The organism is Engelhardtia mirabilis (assembly GCF_007748095.1).
Lineage (GTDB): Bacteria > Planctomycetota > UBA1135 > UBA1135.
Genome location: NZ_CP036287.1, coordinates 5,891,412 through 5,909,523 on the forward strand (window position 1 = coordinate 5,891,412; position 18,112 = coordinate 5,909,523).

The window sequence follows — 18,112 nt, forward strand, 5'->3', positions numbered from 1 at the left end:
GTCCCGCCCTGCCATCCGATGGGCGGGGCCCCCTGGCGGGGCTCCGCTCCAGCGCACCTCTCCCCCGCTCCACGCAAGCTCCCATGTTCCTCGCTCCCCTTGCTGCCTCCCTGCTGACCCTCCCCGGTGGCTCGCCGACGGTCGACCTCTCCCTGAGCCCCGCGACCCAGTGCGCGACGATCGGCAGCGTCGTGGACATCGAGTTGGTGCTCTCCGCCGCGAGCCCCGCGGCTGTGGCGGCGGTCGACGTGGTTCTGTCCTGGGACCCCGTTGAGCTGCTGTTGCTGCAGGCCACGCCGAGTCCCCAGGGCTGGCTCGCCACGGGCTTCCTAAACGACCCCGACGGGATCAATGACGACCTCACGGACGGGGACGCCATCTACACGGCCCTGGCCTCGCCCTTTTCCCCGCCGACGTTGCCGCCGGACCTGTCCGTCGCGACCTTCAGCTTCCAGGTGCTCGGCTCCGGCCAGGTGGCGATGCTGGCCAACCTCGGCAGCTCCGGTGAGACGCAAGTCGTCGGCACGGTGCCGGGCCAGGACCTGACCGGCGCGATCGGCCCGGCCGCCCAGGTCACCGCGACCGCACCGGTGGCGGCCCTCGAAACCAAGCGCTTCGGCACGCCGCCGGGCCCCGACGCGCTGCAACCCGGCGTCACCAGTGGCCCGGTGCTCGGGCAGGTCTGGGACCCGGTGATCCTCCATGGCTCGTTCCTGCCGAGCGCGACCCTCGACTTCCTGGTCGTGTCCCTGGCGCCCCTCGACCTCCCGATCGGAGCCCTGGGCACGCTGCTCTGTGCGCCGCCGGCGATCATCGACCCCTTCGTGACCGCGCCTGGCCAGCCCTTCTTCATCCCGATCCCGAACCAGTGCGTGCTGGTCGGCGCGAGCCTCTGCACCCAGGGGGTCTCGGCCGACCTTGGCGGGACCGTGCTCTTGACCAACGCCCTCGACATCACCCTCGGCACCTTCTGAGTTCCCGAGGTCCACACCAGCCATGCTCACGAGCCTGACAGCCGCCCTTTGCCTGCTCGCACCCGACGTGGACATGATCCTGACGACCACGACCCCGGCAGTGCCCCCCGGTTGCCTGGCCGAGGTCGAGCTGACGCTCAGCTCCACCACCGCCGCGAGCGTGGCGGCGGTGGACGTGATCCTGTCCTGGAACCCCGCCGAGCTGACCCTGATCCAGGCCCTGCCCAGCGGCGAGGATTGGCTCGTCGCGGCCTTCCTCAACGACCCCGACGGGATCAACGACGACCTGCTCGACGGTCAGGCCCTGTTCACGGCCCTGATCAACCCGGCCAATCCCCTGGCCCTGCCGCCCGATCCGCTGGTCGCCACTTTCGTCTTCGAGGTCATCGCGGACGGCAGCGTCGGCATCACGCCGACCGCGGGAGCCTTCGGCGAGACGGCGGTCATCGGCGTGGTTCCCGGCCCGGCCCTGACCGGGGTGGTCTCAGGTCCGGTGGCGATCACCGCCACCCCCGTTGCCGCGCTCGAGGTTCCCCGCCTGGGCACGCCGCCCAACCCCGACGCCTTCAAGCCGGGCCTGACCAGCGGCCCGGTGATCGGGCAGACCTGGGACCCCTTCGTCGACCACACGACGTTCATGCCGACCGCCATGGCGGACTTCCTCGGCATCGCTCCGCCCACCGGTTTCCCCGATCTGCCCTCGCCCTTCGGCACGATCCTGATCGACATCTTCAGCCCGATCTTCCTGGTCGGCGGCCCGGCCGGCGCGCCGTTCAACATCGGCGTGCCCTTCGACTGCTCCCTGGTGGGCGTCGAGGTCTGCAGCCAGGCGGCCTCGATCGATCCGGTCGATATCCAGGCGACCAACGCCCTCGATCTGACGATCGGGACGTTCTGACTCGGGCACTGACCCGGCCGTGCATCTCGGGGGGCCCGGCCCGATCAATCGGCCGGTGGCCGATTCCAAACCGTCCAGTACAGGCTCAGGTCGCGGACCATCTGGCGAAAGCAATCGAACTCGAGCGGCTTCTGCAGGTAGCTGCTCACGTTCAGCTCCAGCGCCCGCTCGCGATCCTGCGCCGAGTTCGAGGCTGTCAGCATCACCACTGGGAGGTGACTCAGCTCCTCGGACTCGCGGATCACCCGCAGGACCTCGAGTCCGTCGACCTTGGGCAGGTGGATGTCGAGCAGCACCACGTCAGGCAGGGCCGCGCTGCCCTTGGCCGCGGCATCACGCAGGGCCTCGAGGGCAGCCTCGCCATCGCGCACGCGGGTCACGAGGTTGTGGATGCGTTCGCGCTCCATACCCCGCACGAGCAGCTCGGCGTGGGCATCCTCGTCCTCGACCAGGAGGAAGTGCACCGGTCGATTCGCCTTCACTTGGACTCTCCCTCCCGAATCCTTGCGAGGCTCTCCCGCGCTGGCAGGGAGATCCAGAAGGTGGCGCCCTCGCCGGGCGACGACTCCACCCAGGCGCGGCCGCCGTGGACCTGGGCGACCCTCTCGACCGACGCCAGCCCGACGCCAGTGCCCGACTCGTCGCCCTCCAACCGGGCGAAGAGCTTGAAGATGCGCTTGTGGAAGCGCGCGTCGATTCCGGGGCCGTCATCGCGCACGAATATCCGCAGCTCCGAGGTCCCGCGCTCCACGCCGATCTCGACCTTCCCCCCGGGCTCGACACACCCGTACTGGAGCGCGTTGGCGACCAGGTTCTCGAGGGCCCTCGAGATGGAGGGTCGATCGCCGAGAACCAGCGGCGCGCTGGTGTCGAACTCGATCGTGGCACCGCGAGCTTTGGCCCGCGGCGCCAGGACCTCGGCCGCCTCGCGGAAGAGCTCGGCCAGGTCCAGGGGCTCCTTCACGAACCCGACCCGCCCGATGCGGCTCATGACGAGCAGGTCGTCGATGATCCGGCCCATCCGCTCGGCGGCCTTGTCGACCCGCGACAGATCGACCTTGGCTCCCTCGATGTCGCCCGCGTCGAGGCCCTCGCGCGCCAGGCCCACGAAGCCCCGACAGGTCACCAGGGGCGACTTCAGATCGTGCGAGATGGCATGGATGATCGACTCGAGCTCTCGGCTGCGGTGACGCACCTCTTCGCTCCCTGCGTCGCTATCGAGGGGGTACTGCATCCCCAGGATCCGCAGGGGATGTCCCTCCGCATCGCGATGCATGACCTGGCCGCGCGATTCGACCCGGACGATCCCGCCGTCCTTGCGGACCATGCGGAAGCGGTCCCGGTAGCAGAGCTCTTCCGACTCCAAGAAGTCGTCGAAGGTCTCGATCACACGGTCCACGTCGTCCGGGTGGCAGACCGCGCGGAAGCCCTCCATGGATGGCTCGATGTCACCAGGCTCGAAGCCGAGCATCCGTGACCAGTGCTGGTCGGTGACTTCGCGTTTGGCGATGTCGAACTCCCAGAACCCGATCTCACCGATCTCGACCAGGGCGTGCAACCGGCCGTGCTTGAGGGCCCCGCGGGTGACCGACTCCATGCGCACGACCAGCCGGTCCTCGATCGCCTCCAGTTCGAGCAGCATCGTCGAGAGCAGCGTCGTCCGGAGGTGGGCGCCCAGAACCAGGTCGTTCGCACTCCAGGCCAGGGCCTGCCCGCTTCGCTTCTCCGTGGGGGATCCTTGCCCCCCGGGCTGATGGACCTGCGTGGCGCTACCCGCAACCACGGATGGATCCCTCGCCCAACGGATGGTCTCGACCCTCGGTTCCCGGAAGAACGCGATCGACATGTCCTCGAAGGCGGCGATCACGAGGGCACTGGCGAGACCGGCGGCGCCTCCCTCACCCCATTCGAGCTGCCGCTCCCGCACGAACTCCCTCAGATCCTCGGCGACGAAGCTGCGGTCGACGCCCTGGTCGTAGACCGCGTAGACGAGCTCCCGGCGGACCTCGGCCCGTGGCACGTTGCCGAAGCGGTGCTCGACCTCGCCACGTCTCAGGCAGACGCCTGCGGCCTGGAAGGCCTGGCACAGGACGACCATCACTTCGTCGATGATGTCCTCGGCGAAGTTCGAGCGCACCAGGTGCCCGAGCGCGCCGTCCACGGCTTCGCGGCGCTCTTGTTGCTGGAGCCGCTCGAACTCACGCTCGTGCTGCGCCATCTGCGGCGCGACCACGGACCCCAGTAGCTCGCAGGCGGCGCGCGCGGCGTAGGGCAGGAAGCGCACCGCTCGATGGTGGAACAGGATCAGTCCCCACAACTCATCGTCGTGGATCAGGGACACGCTCATGCTCGCCTGCACGCCCATCGTGCTCAGGTACTGCAGGTGGTTCGGCGAGTGGCAGCGCAGCACCGAGCGGGTCAGGTCCAGCGCCCCGCCCGGCCAGTCGGCAAAGGTCGCCAGGGACACGCCGGGTGCGTCGACGTCGGCGATCAGGTGTACGCGGTCGTAGCGGTACAGCTCGCGCGCCCTTCGGGAGATGTCCGTGGCCGGGTAGTGCAGGCCCAGGAAGGGCTCCATCCCTTCCGTCGACGACTCGCCGACCACCTCCCCATGTCCGTCGTCATGGAAGGCATAGACCAGCACTCGGTCGAAGCCGGTGAAGTGCCGGGCGCGGCGCGCGACGAGGTCGGCGAGCTGGCTCAAGGTCCCACAGCCCTCCGACTCACGCAGCAAGCCGTTGACGAGCTCGAACAGGGGCGCCACCGCGCCGCTGACGATCGACTGCAACGAATCGGGATCCAGCGCCTCGAACTCGAGCACCACCACCGTCTCCGACCGATGGACGACGCAGCTCACGGCGCGGCCAGGGGGAGTCGCCAGCCTCAGGATCAGGGGGTTGTAGAGCTCCTCGCCGCCGGCGGCGACGGCCTCCGCCAGCTCGGCTCCCGACGGACCCTCGAGCAGGTCCGCGAACTTGACGCCGAGCAGCGAAGGTGCGTCGACGCCCAGGAAGCTCGCGGCATTGGCCGACTCGTGGACCACCCTCAGGTCCTCGCCGGTGACGGCGAGCAGCGCACCGTGGTCCTGGATCGAGGTGAGCCCGTAGGTTTGCTCGCCCCCGCCGACCTCTCGGGGCTCCCGGTGGTCCCTGGCTCGACGGCTCTGGGTCTTACCGTCCATATTCTCGGGTTCCTCGACTCCGCGGACCGACTCGGGTTCGGGCACCGACCGAATGGACGGCGTTCTCGACCGAAGTATCTTCGAGGAATCCTGGCTCTCCAGCGTCACCGTAAATCGAACGGCTCGGCTCGAAGCCTTGTCGGTGGAGCAGAACCCATCGGGCACGGAGGTCCTGAAGGGCCTCGGCGCCCACGCAGACCGTCTTCAACCCAGATAGGGGCCCACCCGATCGAGCGGGTCCGAGTCCCTCGGCACCGTCGCCCGATTGGCCTTCGACGCCCTCAGGCACCCGCGACGGATCACCTGCCATTCGCGCCGGATGATCGACGAGCACCGGGAGGCTGTCAATGCGGTCCAGCTGGGCCCGTGGACCCCGCGATCCCGACGGCACAGCTCTTGCGAGGTTGGTACACATGGACACAGACCTCGCAACCGACGAGAACGCGGCGGGCAGCGACGCCGGCCAGTGCTCGCGCCGGCCAGTGCTCGCGCCGGAGCACGAAGGGCCCTGTGCCCGATCCGACCGCGGCCCGGAACGGGAGCACGGGTGTGAATAATCTTCAATCGGCCAGGGGAGGATGGGATGTCGCCGGGACCGGAGCGATCCGCACTCTCGGGAGCGTTCGCGCCTGCGAATCATCACGGCCGCCTCGAGGTTCCCCATGAGAATCCTGCTCGTCGAGGACAACCCGGATCACGCCTCCCTGATCCAGCGCTGCCTACAGCGAGGCACCCGGGACCACCAGGTGGATTGCGCCACCGACGGCCAACAAGCGCTCGATCACTTGTCGCGCTGCCTCGAAGGGAAGACCATGCACCTTCCGGACCTCATCCTGCTCGACCTGAACCTGCCCCGCGTCGGCGGCCACGAGGTGCTGGCCACGGTCAAGCGCACCACTGACCTGAAGTGCATCCCGGTGGTCGTGCTGACGACGTCCGACTCCGACACCGATCGCACGACGGCCTACTCCCTGCACGCCAACAGCTACCTGATCAAGTCGCCCGAGTACCGCGTGCTGTACGAGATGCTCGACGACGTCCAGCGCTACTGGAGCAAGTGGGACTGCTACTCGTCCCCATCCGGTCAATCGGGCCCGTCCGGCACGCCCCCCCAGTCCGGCGCCCCCACACGGCGGAGTTGACACCACATGCTGCGCTTCGTACTGCTGATCGAGGACGAGGATGCCCACGCGGAGTTGATCTCGCGCCAGCTCATCCGCTTGGGTGCGCCCTACCTGAGGGTGGAGCGGGCGCGCAACTTGATCGAGGGACTGGAAGCGATCGAAACGCGCCCGCCTGACGCCGTCCTGCTCGACCTGGGCCTGCCCGACACCGATCGCAGGAAGACGGTGGCCAGGTTCGTGGCCGCTGCTCCAAGGATGCCCGTGGTCGTGTTGACCTCGGAGAACAACGACAACGTCGGAGCCGAAGCCGTAGGGGAGGGCGCCGACGACTTCATCGTCAAGGGCGACGCCGACGGCCGGACGACCCTCAGGGCTCTGCGCTATGCCGTCGAGCGCAAGCGACACTCGCGACAGTTGCTGCTGTACGCCAAGGAACTGCAACAGGCCAACGAGTCGCTGCGCCACTTCTCTCAGTTGGTCGCCCACGAGCTGAAGCAGCCTCTGAATCCGATGTTGTTGAACTGTGCGGTCCTGCGGCGCGAGCTGACGGACCCGTCCCAGACAGCCCTGGATTCCATCGGCGACATCGAGTCGGCCGTGCGCGACATGTCGCGCCTGGTCAACGACATGCTGTCGTTCGCGCGTTTCAGCGCGGTTCGCACACCACAGGAGGAGAGCTCGGTCGGCGAGGTATTGGTCGACGTACTCTCCAGGCTGAACGCAGAGATCCGCGAGCGCGGTGCTTCGATCGCGGCCGAGAAGATGCCGGCGATTCGAGCCCACGAGTCGCTGTTGCGGCAGCTCTTCCTGAACCTGATCGGAAACGCGCTGAAGCACGGTAAGGCCGAGGAGCCCGCCATCGAGATCCGCTGCCGCGAGTTGCAGGAGCACTTCGAATTCGAGGTCGAGGACGACGGCGAGGGGATCGCTAGCGAGTACCGATCCAGTGCCTTCGACATGTTCTGCCGCGCGGGCCGGACGACCGACGCGAGGGGCGAGCCGATCGACGGCAGCGGAATCGGCTTGGCGCTGTGCCGCATGATCGTCGAGCATCACGGCGGCACGATCGGGATCAGGTCAGGTGCTCAGGGCGGGTGCGTTGTCTGGTTCCGTCTGCCCAAGGCCGGCTTGCCCGAGACCTGATCTGACCGCACTCGATCGCGCGCGGCGCGCTGCCGCAGCCGCAGCCGCAGCTGCAGCCGCAGCCGCGCCCTCGGCGACCTACGCTCCGGCGGAGGCGCTGTAGACGTTCAAGCGGTTGTAGAGGGTCTTGAGGCTGATCCCCAGGAGTTCGGCGGCCTTGGGCTTGTTGCCGCTCAAGCAGTCCAGGGTGGTCAGGATCAACAGTCGCTCGGCCTCGGCGATCGACATGCCCGGCTCGACCGTCACCGCGCCCCCGATCGAGGGGCGAATGGACGCCTGAGACACGCCGCGGCTGCGAAACAACGCGTGGTCGTCGAAGACGATGCACCCGGCGTCGATCACGTCATCGCTCAAGATGCAGGCGCGCTCGACGATGTTGCGTAGCTCTCGCACGTTGCCAGGCCAGTCGTGGCCCTCGAGCTTCGCGAGGGCATCGGCGGAGAAGCGCTTCGGAATGCCGGCCAAGCGCACCAGGCTGTCGAGGAAGAACTGCGCCAGGCATCTCACGTCCTCGCGGCGCTCGCGCAGTGGCGGGACGTGGATCGGGAAGACCATCAGGCGGTAGAGCAGATCCTCGCGCACCGATCTGTCCTCGAGCGCCGCAGTGGCGCTCTTGTTCGACGCCGCGACGACGCGCACATCCACATCGATCGGAGACTCGCCGCCAACTCTCGTGATCTGCCGATTCTCGAGCACTCGCAGCAGATTGACCTGCTGCTCCAAGGGCATCTCGAAGATCTCGTCGAGGAAGACCGTCCCGCCCTTGGCCTGCTCGAAGTAGCCGAGCCTGCGCTTGCCCGCGCCGGTGAAAGAGCCGGCTTCGTGGCCGAACAGCTCCGACTCGAGCAGCGACGACTGGATCGCCCCACAGTTGAAGGCGACGAACGGCTTGTCCGCGCGGCGGCTGAAGCGGTGCAGGGCGCGCGCGACGAGTTCCTTGCCGGTACCCGTCTCCCCCAGGATCAGCACACTGGATTCGCTGGGCGCCGCCTTCTCGATCATCGAGAAGACGCCTTGCATCGAGCTCGAGGTACCCACCATGCCGGCGAAGCGTCCCTCCTGGCGCAGCACTGCCCGCAGGTTGTTGACCTCGGCCTTGAGTGAAAGGGTGCGCCGAATCGCGAGCATGGCGGACTCCAACCTGATCGGCTCGACGGGCTTGGTCAGAAAGTCGATCGCCCCCGACTTCAGGGCCGTCACGGCCGTGTCGATCGTGCCCTGCCCGGTCAGGATCAAGACCTCGACCTCACCTTGCTCGCGCAGTTCCTTGAAGAAGTCCAGGCCGTTCCCATCGGGAAGGTCGAGGTCCAGGATCGCGCAGTCAGGAAAGCGCTCGCCGGCAAGTCGGCGGGCCGTCGCGATGTCGGGCGCGAGCCGCGCCTTGAAGTCGTCGCCATCCACGAGCCGCGCGAGAACCTCGCGGGTCCGCCGGTCGTCGTCCAGGAGCAGGCAGTCGTACACGGGGCTTGGGCTCGGTTGGCGGTGGAACGGGCCGCGGGGGGGGCCACTCGGGCCACCCCCTCGGACCGGGGCGCGGACAACTCTACAGGCGCCACTCTACGTCGGTGTTGCCCCACGTAGGGCGTCGCGATCATCCGTCTACGGCGTCGTCGACCTTGTCGGCGGCCTTCTCGATCGCGTCGCCAGCCGCGTCGCCGGCGTCGTGGAGGGCGTCGCCCGCATCATCGAAGGCGCCTTCGGCGGCGTCGATCGGGTCCTCGTCCCCACAGCTGGGTAGGCCGATGGGCAGGGCGAGAACGGCCAAGAGGGCCAGGGTCTTCGGAAGGGTCTTCATGTTCGAGGTGGATTGATGGTTGAGGTGTGTCCGCGTTGGAAAGCGAACTGGAACGGTGCGCCGGCGCCCCGCGCGAGCACGCGGAGTCAGGCTTGGACGGATCTCCGACCGAGAACCAGACTGACCACGAAGAGCACCAGGAAGACCACGAAGAGGATCTTCGCGATACCGGCTGCACTGGCGGCGATGCCGCCGAAGCCGAAGATGGCCGCGATGATCGCGACGACGAAGAAGGTGATGGACCAGTTGAGCATGGGGGCTTCCTTTGCCGGAGCGGCGTCGGGGTTAGTTGCGCGCGAACGGTTGACGTGACCTGGGGCGCAGGTTGCGATCGTCGAGCTCTCGAGCTCGTGCCCACCGCGCCGCGCAGGGACTGGGCGAAGATCCCATTGCAGGAAGCGTGCCGAGGAGCCAGGCAGGCCCTCTAGAAGTGGCTGCGCCAGCTGGATCACTGCGCTGACAGCTGTGGCTGGGCGCGCGCGACAATCGCACCGCACGAGGCCTGGGTTCGCGTCCGATCTCGATCCACCGCAACCAGGGGATGCGCGGTCCTTCTTGTAGGTCTTGCAGGAGCCATCGACCGCTCTTGCAAGGATTGCAACCGCGGACGACCGACGGCGAGCGGTAGGCGTCCCCGAGGATTCGAGCTCAGTTCGCCGAAGCCACGCCCGCGTCGAGTCCTCCTGGCGCCCCGGCAGTCGATTCGTCGGGACCCGACTCAGTGCTCGCGGCCTCGCCCAGGAACGCGCCCAGACCGCCGAGTCCGGGTACGTGGTCGCAGAGGATCTTGAGCACGACGAGCATGGGGATCGCGATCAGAGCCCCTACCACGCCCCAGATGAAGCTCCAGAACAGGAGCCAGACGAGGACCACCGCCGGTCGCAGGCACAGACTCCGCCCCACCAGGACAGGCGTCACCACGCCGCCCTCGAGGCCCGTCAGGGCGGCATACAGGCCCATGGCGAGGAGGGCATCCGCAAGGACGGGGAAGGCCGCGACCGCCGCGAGACCGACGATCCCCACCCCGACCACTGCGCCCGCGTAGGGGATGAAGTTCAGAAGGGTCGCCATCAGGCCCCACAGGGCCGGATTGGGCATACCGATCGACCACAGGGCGAGGGCGATCGCCACGCCCAGCCCGATGTTGATGGCCGTGATCGTGAACAGGTAGCGCGAGATGTCGAGGCCGATGCGACGCACGACCGTCACCGCCAACCGCTTGTCACTGAAGCGCGGGAGGATCTTGACCAGGCTCCGCAGGAAACCGCCGTTGCCGGCCAACATCGCGAACAACAGGAACGCGGTGACGAGGCCCTGGGCCGCGACGGTCGTCGAGCCGCTCAGGAGAGGCGATCCGGCCGCGATCGGCTTGACCTCGAGGGTCGTCCCGTTTCCTGAGAGGTCGGTGCTGCGATCGAGGGTGCGGGCCGCCTCGGTGACACGCTCCACGCTCTCGAGCGTCTCGCGCAGGCGATAGCGGACCGAACGCAACTGCCGCGGCAGCTCCTCGACCCAGGTCTGGGTCGGCTCAGCGAGGTAGTAGACGAGCAGGCCGCCTGCGACGAGCACTGCCAGAACCAGGATCCCAGCCGTGACTGGGCTCGGCAGGCCGATCCGGCGCCCAGCGCGAATGATCGGCGCCAGGGCCAGCTGGCTGAGACCCGCCACGACGATCGGCACGAAGAAGGGCTGGGCGAAGTAGAGCGCCCCGCTGACCGCGATCAGGGCCAGGAGGATCACGGACCATTCCACCGCCGCGGACCTGGAGAGGGGCGCGATGGATGCGGCGCGGTCTTCGGCCGAGAAGCTCTGGGGGGGCGGCGCCACGTCGCGCCTCAAGTACCGATCGAAAGCAGGCGGGCGATGGCCGCGATGCGCGCCGCGCCGTTCAACAAGCCCGCTCCGGTGGACGGCGCCGTCGAGGCCTCACAGCCTTCGTTCCCCGACTCGGACGAGCCCGAGCTGCGGCCGATCAGAAGGCCGCCGGCCAGGCCCAGGCCGACCGTGGTCCACGGGTGCGAAGCGAGCGCCAGCTCACCACGGCGACGCACGGAGCGCGCGTGTTCGAGCGCCTCCGCGTGGGCCTGGGCGCGCTGGGAGGCGAGCACACCGCGTGGGCTCTCGCCCCGCCAGAAGGTGATGGAACCCATGGCTAGTGCGCCGCTGCGGGCGTTGCGTCGGAAGCGACGTCACCAGGGGTTTCGTCGTCGCCGCCCGGTTTCGAACGCCCCAACTTGGCGACGAAGCGCGCGTCGCGGCGGGCTCGCCACACGGCCAGACCGACCAGGGCCGCTCCGCAGCAGAGCAATCCCCCGACGAGCTTGCCCTGCCAGGGCCCCCAAGCCGACGAGAAGAGCTCGATCGCCCCGAAGGCGACCGACCCGACCCCGACGACGGCCAGCACCAGCACCGCGGTCGCCCACGCGCCGGCGGTGACGAGGGCTTCCACGCCCTCGTGGCCCACCAGCCGGACCCGCGCGAGCTCGAGCTCCAACAGCCGTCGCGCCTCGCGCTGCGCAGCCGAGAACTCCGCTCCCAGGGCCTTGGGGGTCACCCGGGTTTGCGACGTGCCGCGTTCCTGTTCGCCTGTCTCGGGTTCCGACCGGTGGATCACCGCCGACTCCACATCCCCAGGACGACGCCGACTCCAGCAGCCATCAGAAGGGCCTTGAGCGGCTCGCGCCCCACGTAGTCGGCGACCTGGTCACGCGCTTCGACGGCGTTCTCCTTGCCGTGCTGGACCGCATCGGCGCCTGCCTGCTTGGCCGAGTGGACCGCATCACCCGCGGACTCGCCGGCGACGGTGCCGAGCGCCTTGATCTCGGCCAGCACGCGCTCGGCCTGGTGCAAGAGCCGCTCTGCGGCCTCGCTCCGGCTGCGGTGATGGTCTTCGGTCTGATGGTCCTTGGTGGGGTCGTCCTCGAAGCTGCGGCCCTTCTCGCTAGTGCGATCGGTCTCGCTGTGGGCGGTCGCAGCGCCGCTTTGGGGAGAGGAGGCGTGGCTGCCTTGATCGGTGACCGATCCGAAGGTCTTGGCTCGTGAACTCATGGGGTATCGCTGTACTCGGGCGGGTTCGAGCGAGGGCTCGCTCTGGGTCTCGGCCACTCACAGCGAGCGGCGGAGACGGCGTCATGCAACTGCGGTGCCGCGGCTGTGAATCGTCCCTGGGCCCACTTCGAGCCGATGTCCCCATCCCGTGGGAAGGGATCCGCTACGCCTTTGTAGAAGCGCCCATCCGACGCGTGGCAGACGCGCCCCTTGTGACAAGCCGATGTCGCCGCGGTCCCCGCGCCGGTTGGGTCGGTGCCGCCCTGACCCTCGTGGCACGCGCGTTGCACTTCGCCGGACCAGCGCTGCCGAGCCAATCCGCATCCAACGAACGCGAGGCCGACCGGCAGCGACCCTGAACCAATCGAGAACGAAGGACAGATCCAATGGCGAACCAACCGTGGCTCAAAGGCAAGTGGAACGAGTACAAGGGCAAGGCCAAGGAACAGTGGGGTGACCTCACCAACGACGACCTCGACAAGATCGAGGGTCGACGCGACCAACTCGTGGGTGCCATCCAACAGCGCTACGGCAGGCAGCGCGAGGAGGCGGAGAAGGAGCTGAGCTCCTGGGAGAAGCGGCACGGACTGCGTTGATCGCCTGTGACCTGAGGTGACGGGGCCCCCGGGCCATCGGTCCACTGATTCGCACTGCGCCTGCACCCTCGCTGGCCGGTGCAGCAGCCCCGTGACGATCCGCTCGGATCGTCGCGGGGCTGATCCAATTTGCCGCCGAGGCGTCCCACGCCCGAGCGCCCTGGCCGGTGGTTGTAGGTTGTCCAATCGGCAGCGGAACGAGCCCCGCGGCCATCCGCGGCACGTACGCCCGCGAGCCAATCCCCGACTGGCCCTGTTCGAGGTTCGTTGGCCGACGGCCTCCGCGGCCATCCCAATGGGGTGTGGCGCGCCGCGCGCGGGACTTGCCCACATCCCCCGGCCACCCATCGATCCCCGGCACGCCGATTGATGACGGTCACTGATCGCAGGTGAAGTCGACGCGCTGTCGCGGCGACGCACCTAGCTACCGACTCGACAAGAACACAGGAGACAACCCCGTGAATACCTCTCTCACCAGCGCCGCCATCCTGGCGGGCGCCCTCATCCTCACCCCGAACATCCCCACGGCGTTCGCCGCGCCTGTTCAGGTGCGCGAAGCCGGTGCACGCTCCGACCAGCAGACCGAGCGCACCGAACAGGACAAGATCGCGCAGCGCTTCGTGAAGCTCGAGCAGATCAAGGGCGCGACGGTCAAGCTGCACGCCAACCCCGAAGCGATCCGCAAAGCCGCCAAGGATGGCGAGACCGCCGATCGCCCGGAGTGCACCGTCAACGACCTGATGCTCGACCCTCGCACGGGTCAGATCACCCGCGCCCTGATCGGCGCCGGTGGCTTCCTCGGCATCGGTGAGAAGACGGTCGCGATCGACTTCGGCGAGCTGACCTGGGATCAAGAGGATGCGTGTTTCAGCCTCTCGATGACGAGGAAGGACCTCGAGAACGCTGAGTCGTTCGACCTCAGCGAAGCCAAGAAGCGCGACCGCAAGGCCCACGCAGTCGAGGCGAGTTCGAGCAAGGCTTCGCAGCCCCAGCAGCTCGGCGACTACTTCTACCAGCCCTACCAGGGCGGGTTCTTCGTCGGCGGAGAGCTCGACGAACTCGAGCTCTACGACGCGATCGGCCAGGAGTTCGGTGGCGTGAGTGACACCATCATCGACCTGGACGAGCGCAAGGTCGCCTACTTCGTCATCTCCCGCGGCGGCGTCGCCGGTGTCGGAGCCGACCGCTACCTGATGCCCATGGCGAACCTGACCCTGACCCAACGCATGGAGTCGGACGAAGACGAGGCCAACTCGGTGCTGTGGACCAAGCGCACGACGGCCGACCTCGAGCTGGCGCCGGCCTACGACGAGCCCGACCAGGGCGTGATCACCAAGGCGATGATCGACAGCGTCAAGACCCGCTTCAAAGGCTGATCTGACGCAACGGCCATCTGCCGAGCCGCGCTCCGGGAATCGTCTCGGAGCGCGGTTCGGCGCGTTAGGACGCCGACGGCTCGGCGGATTCGGCGAGCAGGCTCCGGTCGACCACCGCTTCGGGTTCAGGTTCGACTTCTCCGTCGCCCCCGCCGTGGCGCGCCGCCAGGAGCGGCGCCGACAGCAGCGCCACGCCGTAGACCCCGGCTCCGATCCAAACGACCATCTGGAAGCCGAAGGCGATGCCCAGGCCGATGGTCAGCACGCTGCCCACCACCGACATGTAGCCGTTGATGCCCCAAGCCCAGGCGGTCAGGCGCGCGTCCCCGCGGGCGATGCGCCCCAGACCCAGGGGGAAGGGCATGCCCATGGCCACCGAGAGGGGCGCTAGCAGGGCGACCGACACGGCGATGCGGCCGGGTGTCGGCAGCATCAGGGCGCGGTCGAAGACGTCGTCCAGGATCAGCGGGTAGACCGCCGCCAGGGCGATCACCGCGATCAAGGCCAGCTCCGGGTGTTTGACCCGCGAGGACAGCGCTGCGCCGATACCGGAGAACACGAGCACGCTGAACAGCACTACCGCCAGGCTGTAGAGCGGGTTGCCTAGGAACAGGATGAACTCCTGGCTCAAGACCACCTCGACCAGGATGAAGCCCAGGCCCAGGGACGCGAAGTAGAGCATCAGCGGCAGGCGGCGCACGCCGGCCACGGCCTCCTCGGAGATCCCGCCCAGGCGCCGCAGGGGCATCAGCACGAAGAACCACCCCGCCAGCAGCACCAGGCCAAACAGCACCACCAGGATGCCGTGGGCCGTCACCCCGCCGAGCGGGTTGAAGAAGCTCGACTTCTCCAGGAGCTGCTCGAAGCGCGAGGTCTCGAAGAAGAAGGGCCGGTCGTCGGTCGGCGGCACCACGTCGTAGCGGTAGTCGTCGAAGAAGGCCTGCTTGTCCGGCGCCGCGGCGAACTCGTCGTACCAGTTCGTGACCACACCCTTGGTGTACGGGTTGACGTACTCGCTGGGGTGACGCGGATGGTAGAGCGCGCCGAAGTCGAGCCGCTCGGACTCGGCGTCGAGGGTCGCGAGCTGGGCGTCGGTGAACGGCGTCTTGCCGAAGATGATGACGCTGAAGCCCTGGCTCTGGACCAGGTAGATGTGCTGGCCGGGATCGGCGATGCCCGCGTCCGCGAGGGCGCCCCAGGCCATGGTGAACAGGCGCAGGGTGTTGCGCGGGAAGCCGTCCTCGTCGGGCAGCACCCAGCGCGTGAGCGTCACGAAGCCGTCGTCGCGCGTGCGCTCCAGGTAGGTGGCGAAGGCCTCGGCCGTGTAGAGGAAGTTCTCCGACAGGCTGAAGGCGCCAGCCTGGGTCGTGCTGGCCGTGTCGACGCCGGAGAGCTGCACCACGTCGTAGAGGCGCTCGTCGCGCTCCAGGTAGTGGCGCCCCTCGGCGATGTTGATCTCGACCCCGGCGGTCGGGTTCTCCGGGTCGTACATCCCGCCCTGGAACTCCAGGAAGCAGGTGCGCACCGACTCGACCACGCTCGGGTTGATCTCGACCCCGACCACCTTCGACGCGCCGAAGCGCAGCGCCGTCAACAGGTCCATGCCGCCACCGGCGCCGATGCAGAGGATCTCCGCCGCCGGCTTGATGCGGTGCACCAGGCCCGCGGGCAGGTACTCGAGGATCTCGGGCGGGCGCCCGTCCCCGGCCGCGCGGTCCCACTCCATGACGTTGGTCATGGCCCAGGAGTCGATCGTGATGCCCTTCTGGCGCGGGTAGTCCCCCTTGTACTGGGACGACAGGCCCCACAGGCCCCAGGGGTCGCGGCGGAAGGGCCAGGTGAACGCGTCGACGCGGCTGAGCGAGGTCCACTTGGTGAACTCCACCAGCGACGCGTTCTCGAGCGGGATCTCCTCGCCCGGGTTCCAGCCGACCTCGGCCGCGGTCACGCGGCGCTTCTCGCCGTAGGGCGTGACCACGTCGAAGGCCATGGCGACGGGATCGAGCGTGTACTCCGAGAAGAAGACCTCCTCGCCGCTGAGCAGGGTCGCCTTGCGCAGGTTGTGGTCTTCCTCCCACTGCTCCACGCGCGCCAGGGGCTTGTCGTCGGGCGCGACCAGGCGCAGCCAGTCGTGGCGCCCCTGGACCGCGAACAGGGCGACCAAGCCCACCGTCACCAGCACCGGCACGATCCGCGCGCGCATGGGCGCGGTGAGCGAGAAACCCACGGCGCCGATCGCCACCAAGAGCGCACTCGACAGCACCACGTCCGTGGCCGAGAGGTGCAGGCCGTCGAACAGCACCACAGCCAGGGCACAGCCCAGACCGGAACCCAACAGGTTCGCGCTGTAGACCTTGCCGGCGGAGGCGCGGTGAACCGTCAGCGTCGCGCTGACCGCCCCGCCCAAGAAGAAGAAGGGCAGGCCCACGGCGGCGATCACCGCCAGCAACGCGCCCTCGTTGTGGTCCTGGATCAGTGAGGAGACGTTGACCTGGGTGTGGGTCACCAGCCACAGGCTGAGGCACATGACCAGGGCCGCCGAGGACGACAGCCGAGCCAGGAGCGAGCTGCCCTGCTCCAAGAGCTCCGGCCGCCGGGACAGCCAGACCCCCGAGGTGGCGAAGCCCAGCATCGCCAGGGAGATCACCAGGAACCCGAAGTGGTACCAGAGGACGATCGAGAAGATCTTCGTCAGGGCCACCTGCACCAGCAGCAGGCCACAGGAGACGAGGAACAGCGCGACCAGGCGCGAGGTCGGGACCGGAATCGGTTGGGCGGGCACGGGAGCCAGTTGCAGGGGCGGTCTGGGGGGGCGCTCCCGGGGTCTCTCGGGGCGTCGCCGGGGCGGGAGAAGCGGCGTCGGATCCTACGGGGAGGGGGAGGGAGCGGCTACCCTGGCGGCCCCCGTCCCATGACGCCCAAACGCCCCATCGTCGCGATCCTGTTGGCGCCTTTTGCGCTCCTCGCAGGATGTCGCCTGCTCTCGCCGCACCCGCCGCAGTACGAGGCCTTCGAACTGCCGTCGGGGGTCGTGATCCTGGACCTGACGATTCCGTGGCACGAGCACCTGCTCTTCGCCCGCCCAGGCGACAAGCTGACCCTGCATTACCAGGCCCGACTGGGCGATGGCGTGCAGATCGACTCGAGCTGGGATCGCGGCGAGCCGGTCCAGGTGCGCCTGGGCGACGGCGACCTGCCCGAGGGTCTCGAACAGGGCCTGGTGGGCATGCGTCAGTTCGCCCGCCGACGCCTGACCGTGCCGCCCGAGCTGGCCTACGGCTCGGAGGGCGTCCCCGGGATCGTGCCGCCGGGGGCGACCGTGGTCTTCGATGTCGAGCTGATGGCGGTGCGCCGGCCGAAGCCCGCGGAAGCGGACTCGGCGCAGACGGTTCCGTCCGGGGCGCCGTCCTCAGCGGCCCCGGCCAGCGCCCCCACCGCAGTGGGGGCCCGGATCGACTCCGCCGGGATCCCCACCGACGGCTAGGAGCTGTGGCCGTGCCCCCTACCAGCCCCCGGCCCAGCCCCCGGCCCCCATCCGTCGACCTCCATGGCTGCAGGCCGGACGAGGCCCTGGCGCGGCTCTCGCGGGCGCTCCATCGGGCCCGCCTCCAGGGCTCCGCGTCGATCGAGGTCATCACCGGTCGCGGCCTGGGCAATGCCCGCGGGGCCCCGGTCCTGCGAGGTCAAGTCGAGGCCTGGCTCAGCGGAGTCGAGGGCGGCCTCCACGGCGTCCGCAGCCACGCGCGCCAGCCCCACGGGGGCTCGCTGCTGGTGCGCCTGGGGCTTCGCCGGGGTGCCGACGGCCAGGAGCTGCCCGCCGAACCCGAGCGCGGCGCCGGCCTGGAAGACCTGGGCCCCGCCGACCTGGGACTGGACGGCTGGGACCCCAGCAGCGAGGCTCCGTGATGGCTCGGTGCATCCCTGTTCCCAGATCGTGACCCGAAGTGGGTCGCGGAGCACTGCCAGGGCTGGCGGGG

18 protein-coding genes are annotated in these 18,112 nt (G+C 68.8%); 8 read left to right on the plus strand and 10 right to left on the minus strand.

Going from position 1 to position 18,112, the window contains the following annotated elements:
* Positions 1-83 precede the first annotated feature (83 nt).
* Complete coding sequence (locus tag Pla133_RS21755; RefSeq protein WP_145069203.1) at positions 84-974, plus strand: hypothetical protein; 891 nt, start codon at positions 84-86, stop codon at positions 972-974.
* A 22-nt stretch (positions 975-996) separates the two neighbouring features.
* Positions 997-1,872 carry a hypothetical protein gene (locus Pla133_RS21760; protein ID WP_145069205.1) on the plus strand — a complete coding sequence of 292 codons (876 nt, stop codon included), beginning with the start codon at positions 997-999 and terminating at the stop codon, positions 1,870-1,872.
* 44 nt (positions 1,873-1,916) lie between these two features.
* Here Pla133_RS21760 and Pla133_RS21765 read toward each other — a convergent pair whose 3' ends face one another.
* Together Pla133_RS21765 and Pla133_RS21770 are read right to left on the minus strand one after the other, a co-directional pair.
* The gene (locus tag Pla133_RS21765) at positions 1,917-2,354 is read right to left on the minus strand and encodes a response regulator (protein WP_419191832.1); all 438 of its coding nucleotides are present in this window, start codon (positions 2,352-2,354) and stop codon (positions 1,917-1,919) included.
* Positions 2,351-5,053 (minus strand): ATP-binding protein, encoded by a 2,703-nt coding sequence (locus tag Pla133_RS21770; protein ID WP_145069210.1) that lies wholly within the window; start codon positions 5,051-5,053, stop codon positions 2,351-2,353. Before Pla133_RS21770 ends, Pla133_RS21765 begins: the two co-directional genes overlap by 4 nt.
* A 662-nt stretch (positions 5,054-5,715) precedes the next feature.
* Here Pla133_RS21770 and Pla133_RS21775 point away from each other — a divergent pair.
* The gene (locus Pla133_RS21775) at positions 5,716-6,195 is read left to right on the plus strand and encodes a response regulator (protein ID WP_419191833.1); all 480 of its coding nucleotides are present in this window, start codon (positions 5,716-5,718) and stop codon (positions 6,193-6,195) included.
* A 6-nt stretch (positions 6,196-6,201) separates the two neighbouring features.
* Positions 6,202-7,320 carry a sensor histidine kinase gene (locus tag Pla133_RS21780; protein ID WP_145069214.1) on the plus strand — a complete coding sequence of 373 codons (1,119 nt, stop codon included), beginning with the start codon at positions 6,202-6,204 and terminating at the stop codon, positions 7,318-7,320.
* A 78-nt stretch (positions 7,321-7,398) separates the two neighbouring features.
* Here Pla133_RS21780 and Pla133_RS21785 read toward each other — a convergent pair whose 3' ends face one another.
* The 7 genes from Pla133_RS21785 to Pla133_RS21815 all read right to left on the minus strand — a co-directional run bounded on the left by Pla133_RS21785 (position 7,399) and on the right by Pla133_RS21815 (position 12,163).
* Entirely contained in the window at positions 7,399-8,781 is a 1,383-nt protein-coding gene (locus tag Pla133_RS21785) for a sigma-54-dependent transcriptional regulator (RefSeq protein WP_145069216.1), read from the minus strand.
* Between the two features lie 130 nt (positions 8,782-8,911).
* On the minus strand, positions 8,912-9,115 hold the full coding sequence (locus tag Pla133_RS21790; protein WP_145069218.1) for a YtxH domain-containing protein: 204 nt from the start codon (positions 9,113-9,115) through the stop codon (positions 8,912-8,914).
* An 86-nt stretch (positions 9,116-9,201) separates the two neighbouring features.
* A complete protein-coding gene (locus Pla133_RS21795; protein WP_145069220.1) occupies positions 9,202-9,369 on the minus strand; it encodes a DUF1328 family protein in 168 nt (55 codons plus the stop codon).
* Positions 9,370-9,763: 394 nt separating this feature from the next.
* Positions 9,764-10,942: an AI-2E family transporter gene (locus tag Pla133_RS21800; protein ID WP_419191834.1), complete on the minus strand. Its 1,179-nt coding sequence runs from the start codon at positions 10,940-10,942 to the stop codon at positions 9,764-9,766.
* 8 nt (positions 10,943-10,950) lie between these two features.
* A complete protein-coding gene (locus tag Pla133_RS21805) occupies positions 10,951-11,265 on the minus strand; it encodes a hypothetical protein (RefSeq protein WP_145069224.1) in 315 nt (104 codons plus the stop codon).
* A 2-nt stretch (positions 11,266-11,267) separates the two neighbouring features.
* The gene (locus tag Pla133_RS21810) at positions 11,268-11,669 is read right to left on the minus strand and encodes a hypothetical protein (protein ID WP_145069226.1); all 402 of its coding nucleotides are present in this window, start codon (positions 11,667-11,669) and stop codon (positions 11,268-11,270) included.
* Between the two features lie 56 nt (positions 11,670-11,725).
* A complete protein-coding gene (locus Pla133_RS21815; RefSeq protein ID WP_145069228.1) occupies positions 11,726-12,163 on the minus strand; it encodes an ElaB/YgaM/YqjD family protein in 438 nt (145 codons plus the stop codon).
* A 386-nt stretch (positions 12,164-12,549) separates the two neighbouring features.
* On the opposite strand from Pla133_RS21815, the gene Pla133_RS21820 reads away from it, so the two are divergent.
* Both Pla133_RS21820 and Pla133_RS21825 read left to right on the plus strand, forming a co-directional pair.
* Positions 12,550-12,759 (plus strand): CsbD family protein, encoded by a 210-nt coding sequence (locus Pla133_RS21820; protein ID WP_145069230.1) that lies wholly within the window; start codon positions 12,550-12,552, stop codon positions 12,757-12,759.
* A 458-nt stretch (positions 12,760-13,217) separates the two neighbouring features.
* Positions 13,218-14,135 carry a PRC-barrel domain-containing protein gene (locus Pla133_RS21825; RefSeq protein ID WP_145069232.1) on the plus strand — a complete coding sequence of 306 codons (918 nt, stop codon included), beginning with the start codon at positions 13,218-13,220 and terminating at the stop codon, positions 14,133-14,135.
* 64 nt (positions 14,136-14,199) lie between these two features.
* On the opposite strand, the gene Pla133_RS26660 is transcribed toward Pla133_RS21825, so the two are convergent.
* Positions 14,200-16,917 (minus strand): polyamine aminopropyltransferase, encoded by a 2,718-nt coding sequence (locus tag Pla133_RS26660; protein ID WP_419191835.1) that lies wholly within the window; start codon positions 16,915-16,917, stop codon positions 14,200-14,202.
* 129 nt (positions 16,918-17,046) lie between these two features.
* Here Pla133_RS26660 and Pla133_RS21835 point away from each other — a divergent pair, with 129 nt between their 5' ends.
* Positions 17,047-17,619, plus strand: coding sequence for an FKBP-type peptidyl-prolyl cis-trans isomerase (locus tag Pla133_RS21835; protein ID WP_145069234.1), 573 nt, complete (start codon positions 17,047-17,049; stop codon positions 17,617-17,619).
* 11 nt (positions 17,620-17,630) lie between these two features.
* The gene (locus Pla133_RS21840; RefSeq protein WP_419191836.1) at positions 17,631-18,041 is read left to right on the plus strand and encodes a Smr/MutS family protein; all 411 of its coding nucleotides are present in this window, start codon (positions 17,631-17,633) and stop codon (positions 18,039-18,041) included.
* Positions 18,042-18,112 lie beyond the last annotated feature (71 nt).

Coding starts and splice junctions, on each gene's coding strand:
- Pla133_RS21820 (WP_145069230.1), top strand. CDS start 12,550: ATGGCGAACCAACCGTGGCTCAAAGGCAAGTGGAACGAGTACAAGGGC.
- Pla133_RS21795 (WP_145069220.1), bottom strand. CDS start 9,369: ATGCTCAACTGGTCCATCACCTTCTTCGTCGTCGCGATCATCGCGGCC.
- Pla133_RS21755 (WP_145069203.1), top strand. CDS start 84: ATGTTCCTCGCTCCCCTTGCTGCCTCCCTGCTGACCCTCCCCGGTGGC.
- Pla133_RS21790 (WP_145069218.1), bottom strand. CDS start 9,115: ATGAAGACCCTTCCGAAGACCCTGGCCCTCTTGGCCGTTCTCGCCCTG.
- Pla133_RS21835 (WP_145069234.1), top strand. CDS start 17,047: ATGACGCCCAAACGCCCCATCGTCGCGATCCTGTTGGCGCCTTTTGCG.
- Pla133_RS21770 (WP_145069210.1), bottom strand. CDS start 5,053: ATGGACGGTAAGACCCAGAGCCGTCGAGCCAGGGACCACCGGGAGCCC.
- Pla133_RS21775 (WP_419191833.1), top strand. CDS start 5,716: ATGAGAATCCTGCTCGTCGAGGACAACCCGGATCACGCCTCCCTGATC.
- Pla133_RS21760 (WP_145069205.1), top strand. CDS start 997: ATGCTCACGAGCCTGACAGCCGCCCTTTGCCTGCTCGCACCCGACGTG.
- Pla133_RS21805 (WP_145069224.1), bottom strand. CDS start 11,265: ATGGGTTCCATCACCTTCTGGCGGGGCGAGAGCCCACGCGGTGTGCTC.
- Pla133_RS21815 (WP_145069228.1), bottom strand. CDS start 12,163: ATGAGTTCACGAGCCAAGACCTTCGGATCGGTCACCGATCAAGGCAGC.
- Pla133_RS21780 (WP_145069214.1), top strand. CDS start 6,202: ATGCTGCGCTTCGTACTGCTGATCGAGGACGAGGATGCCCACGCGGAG.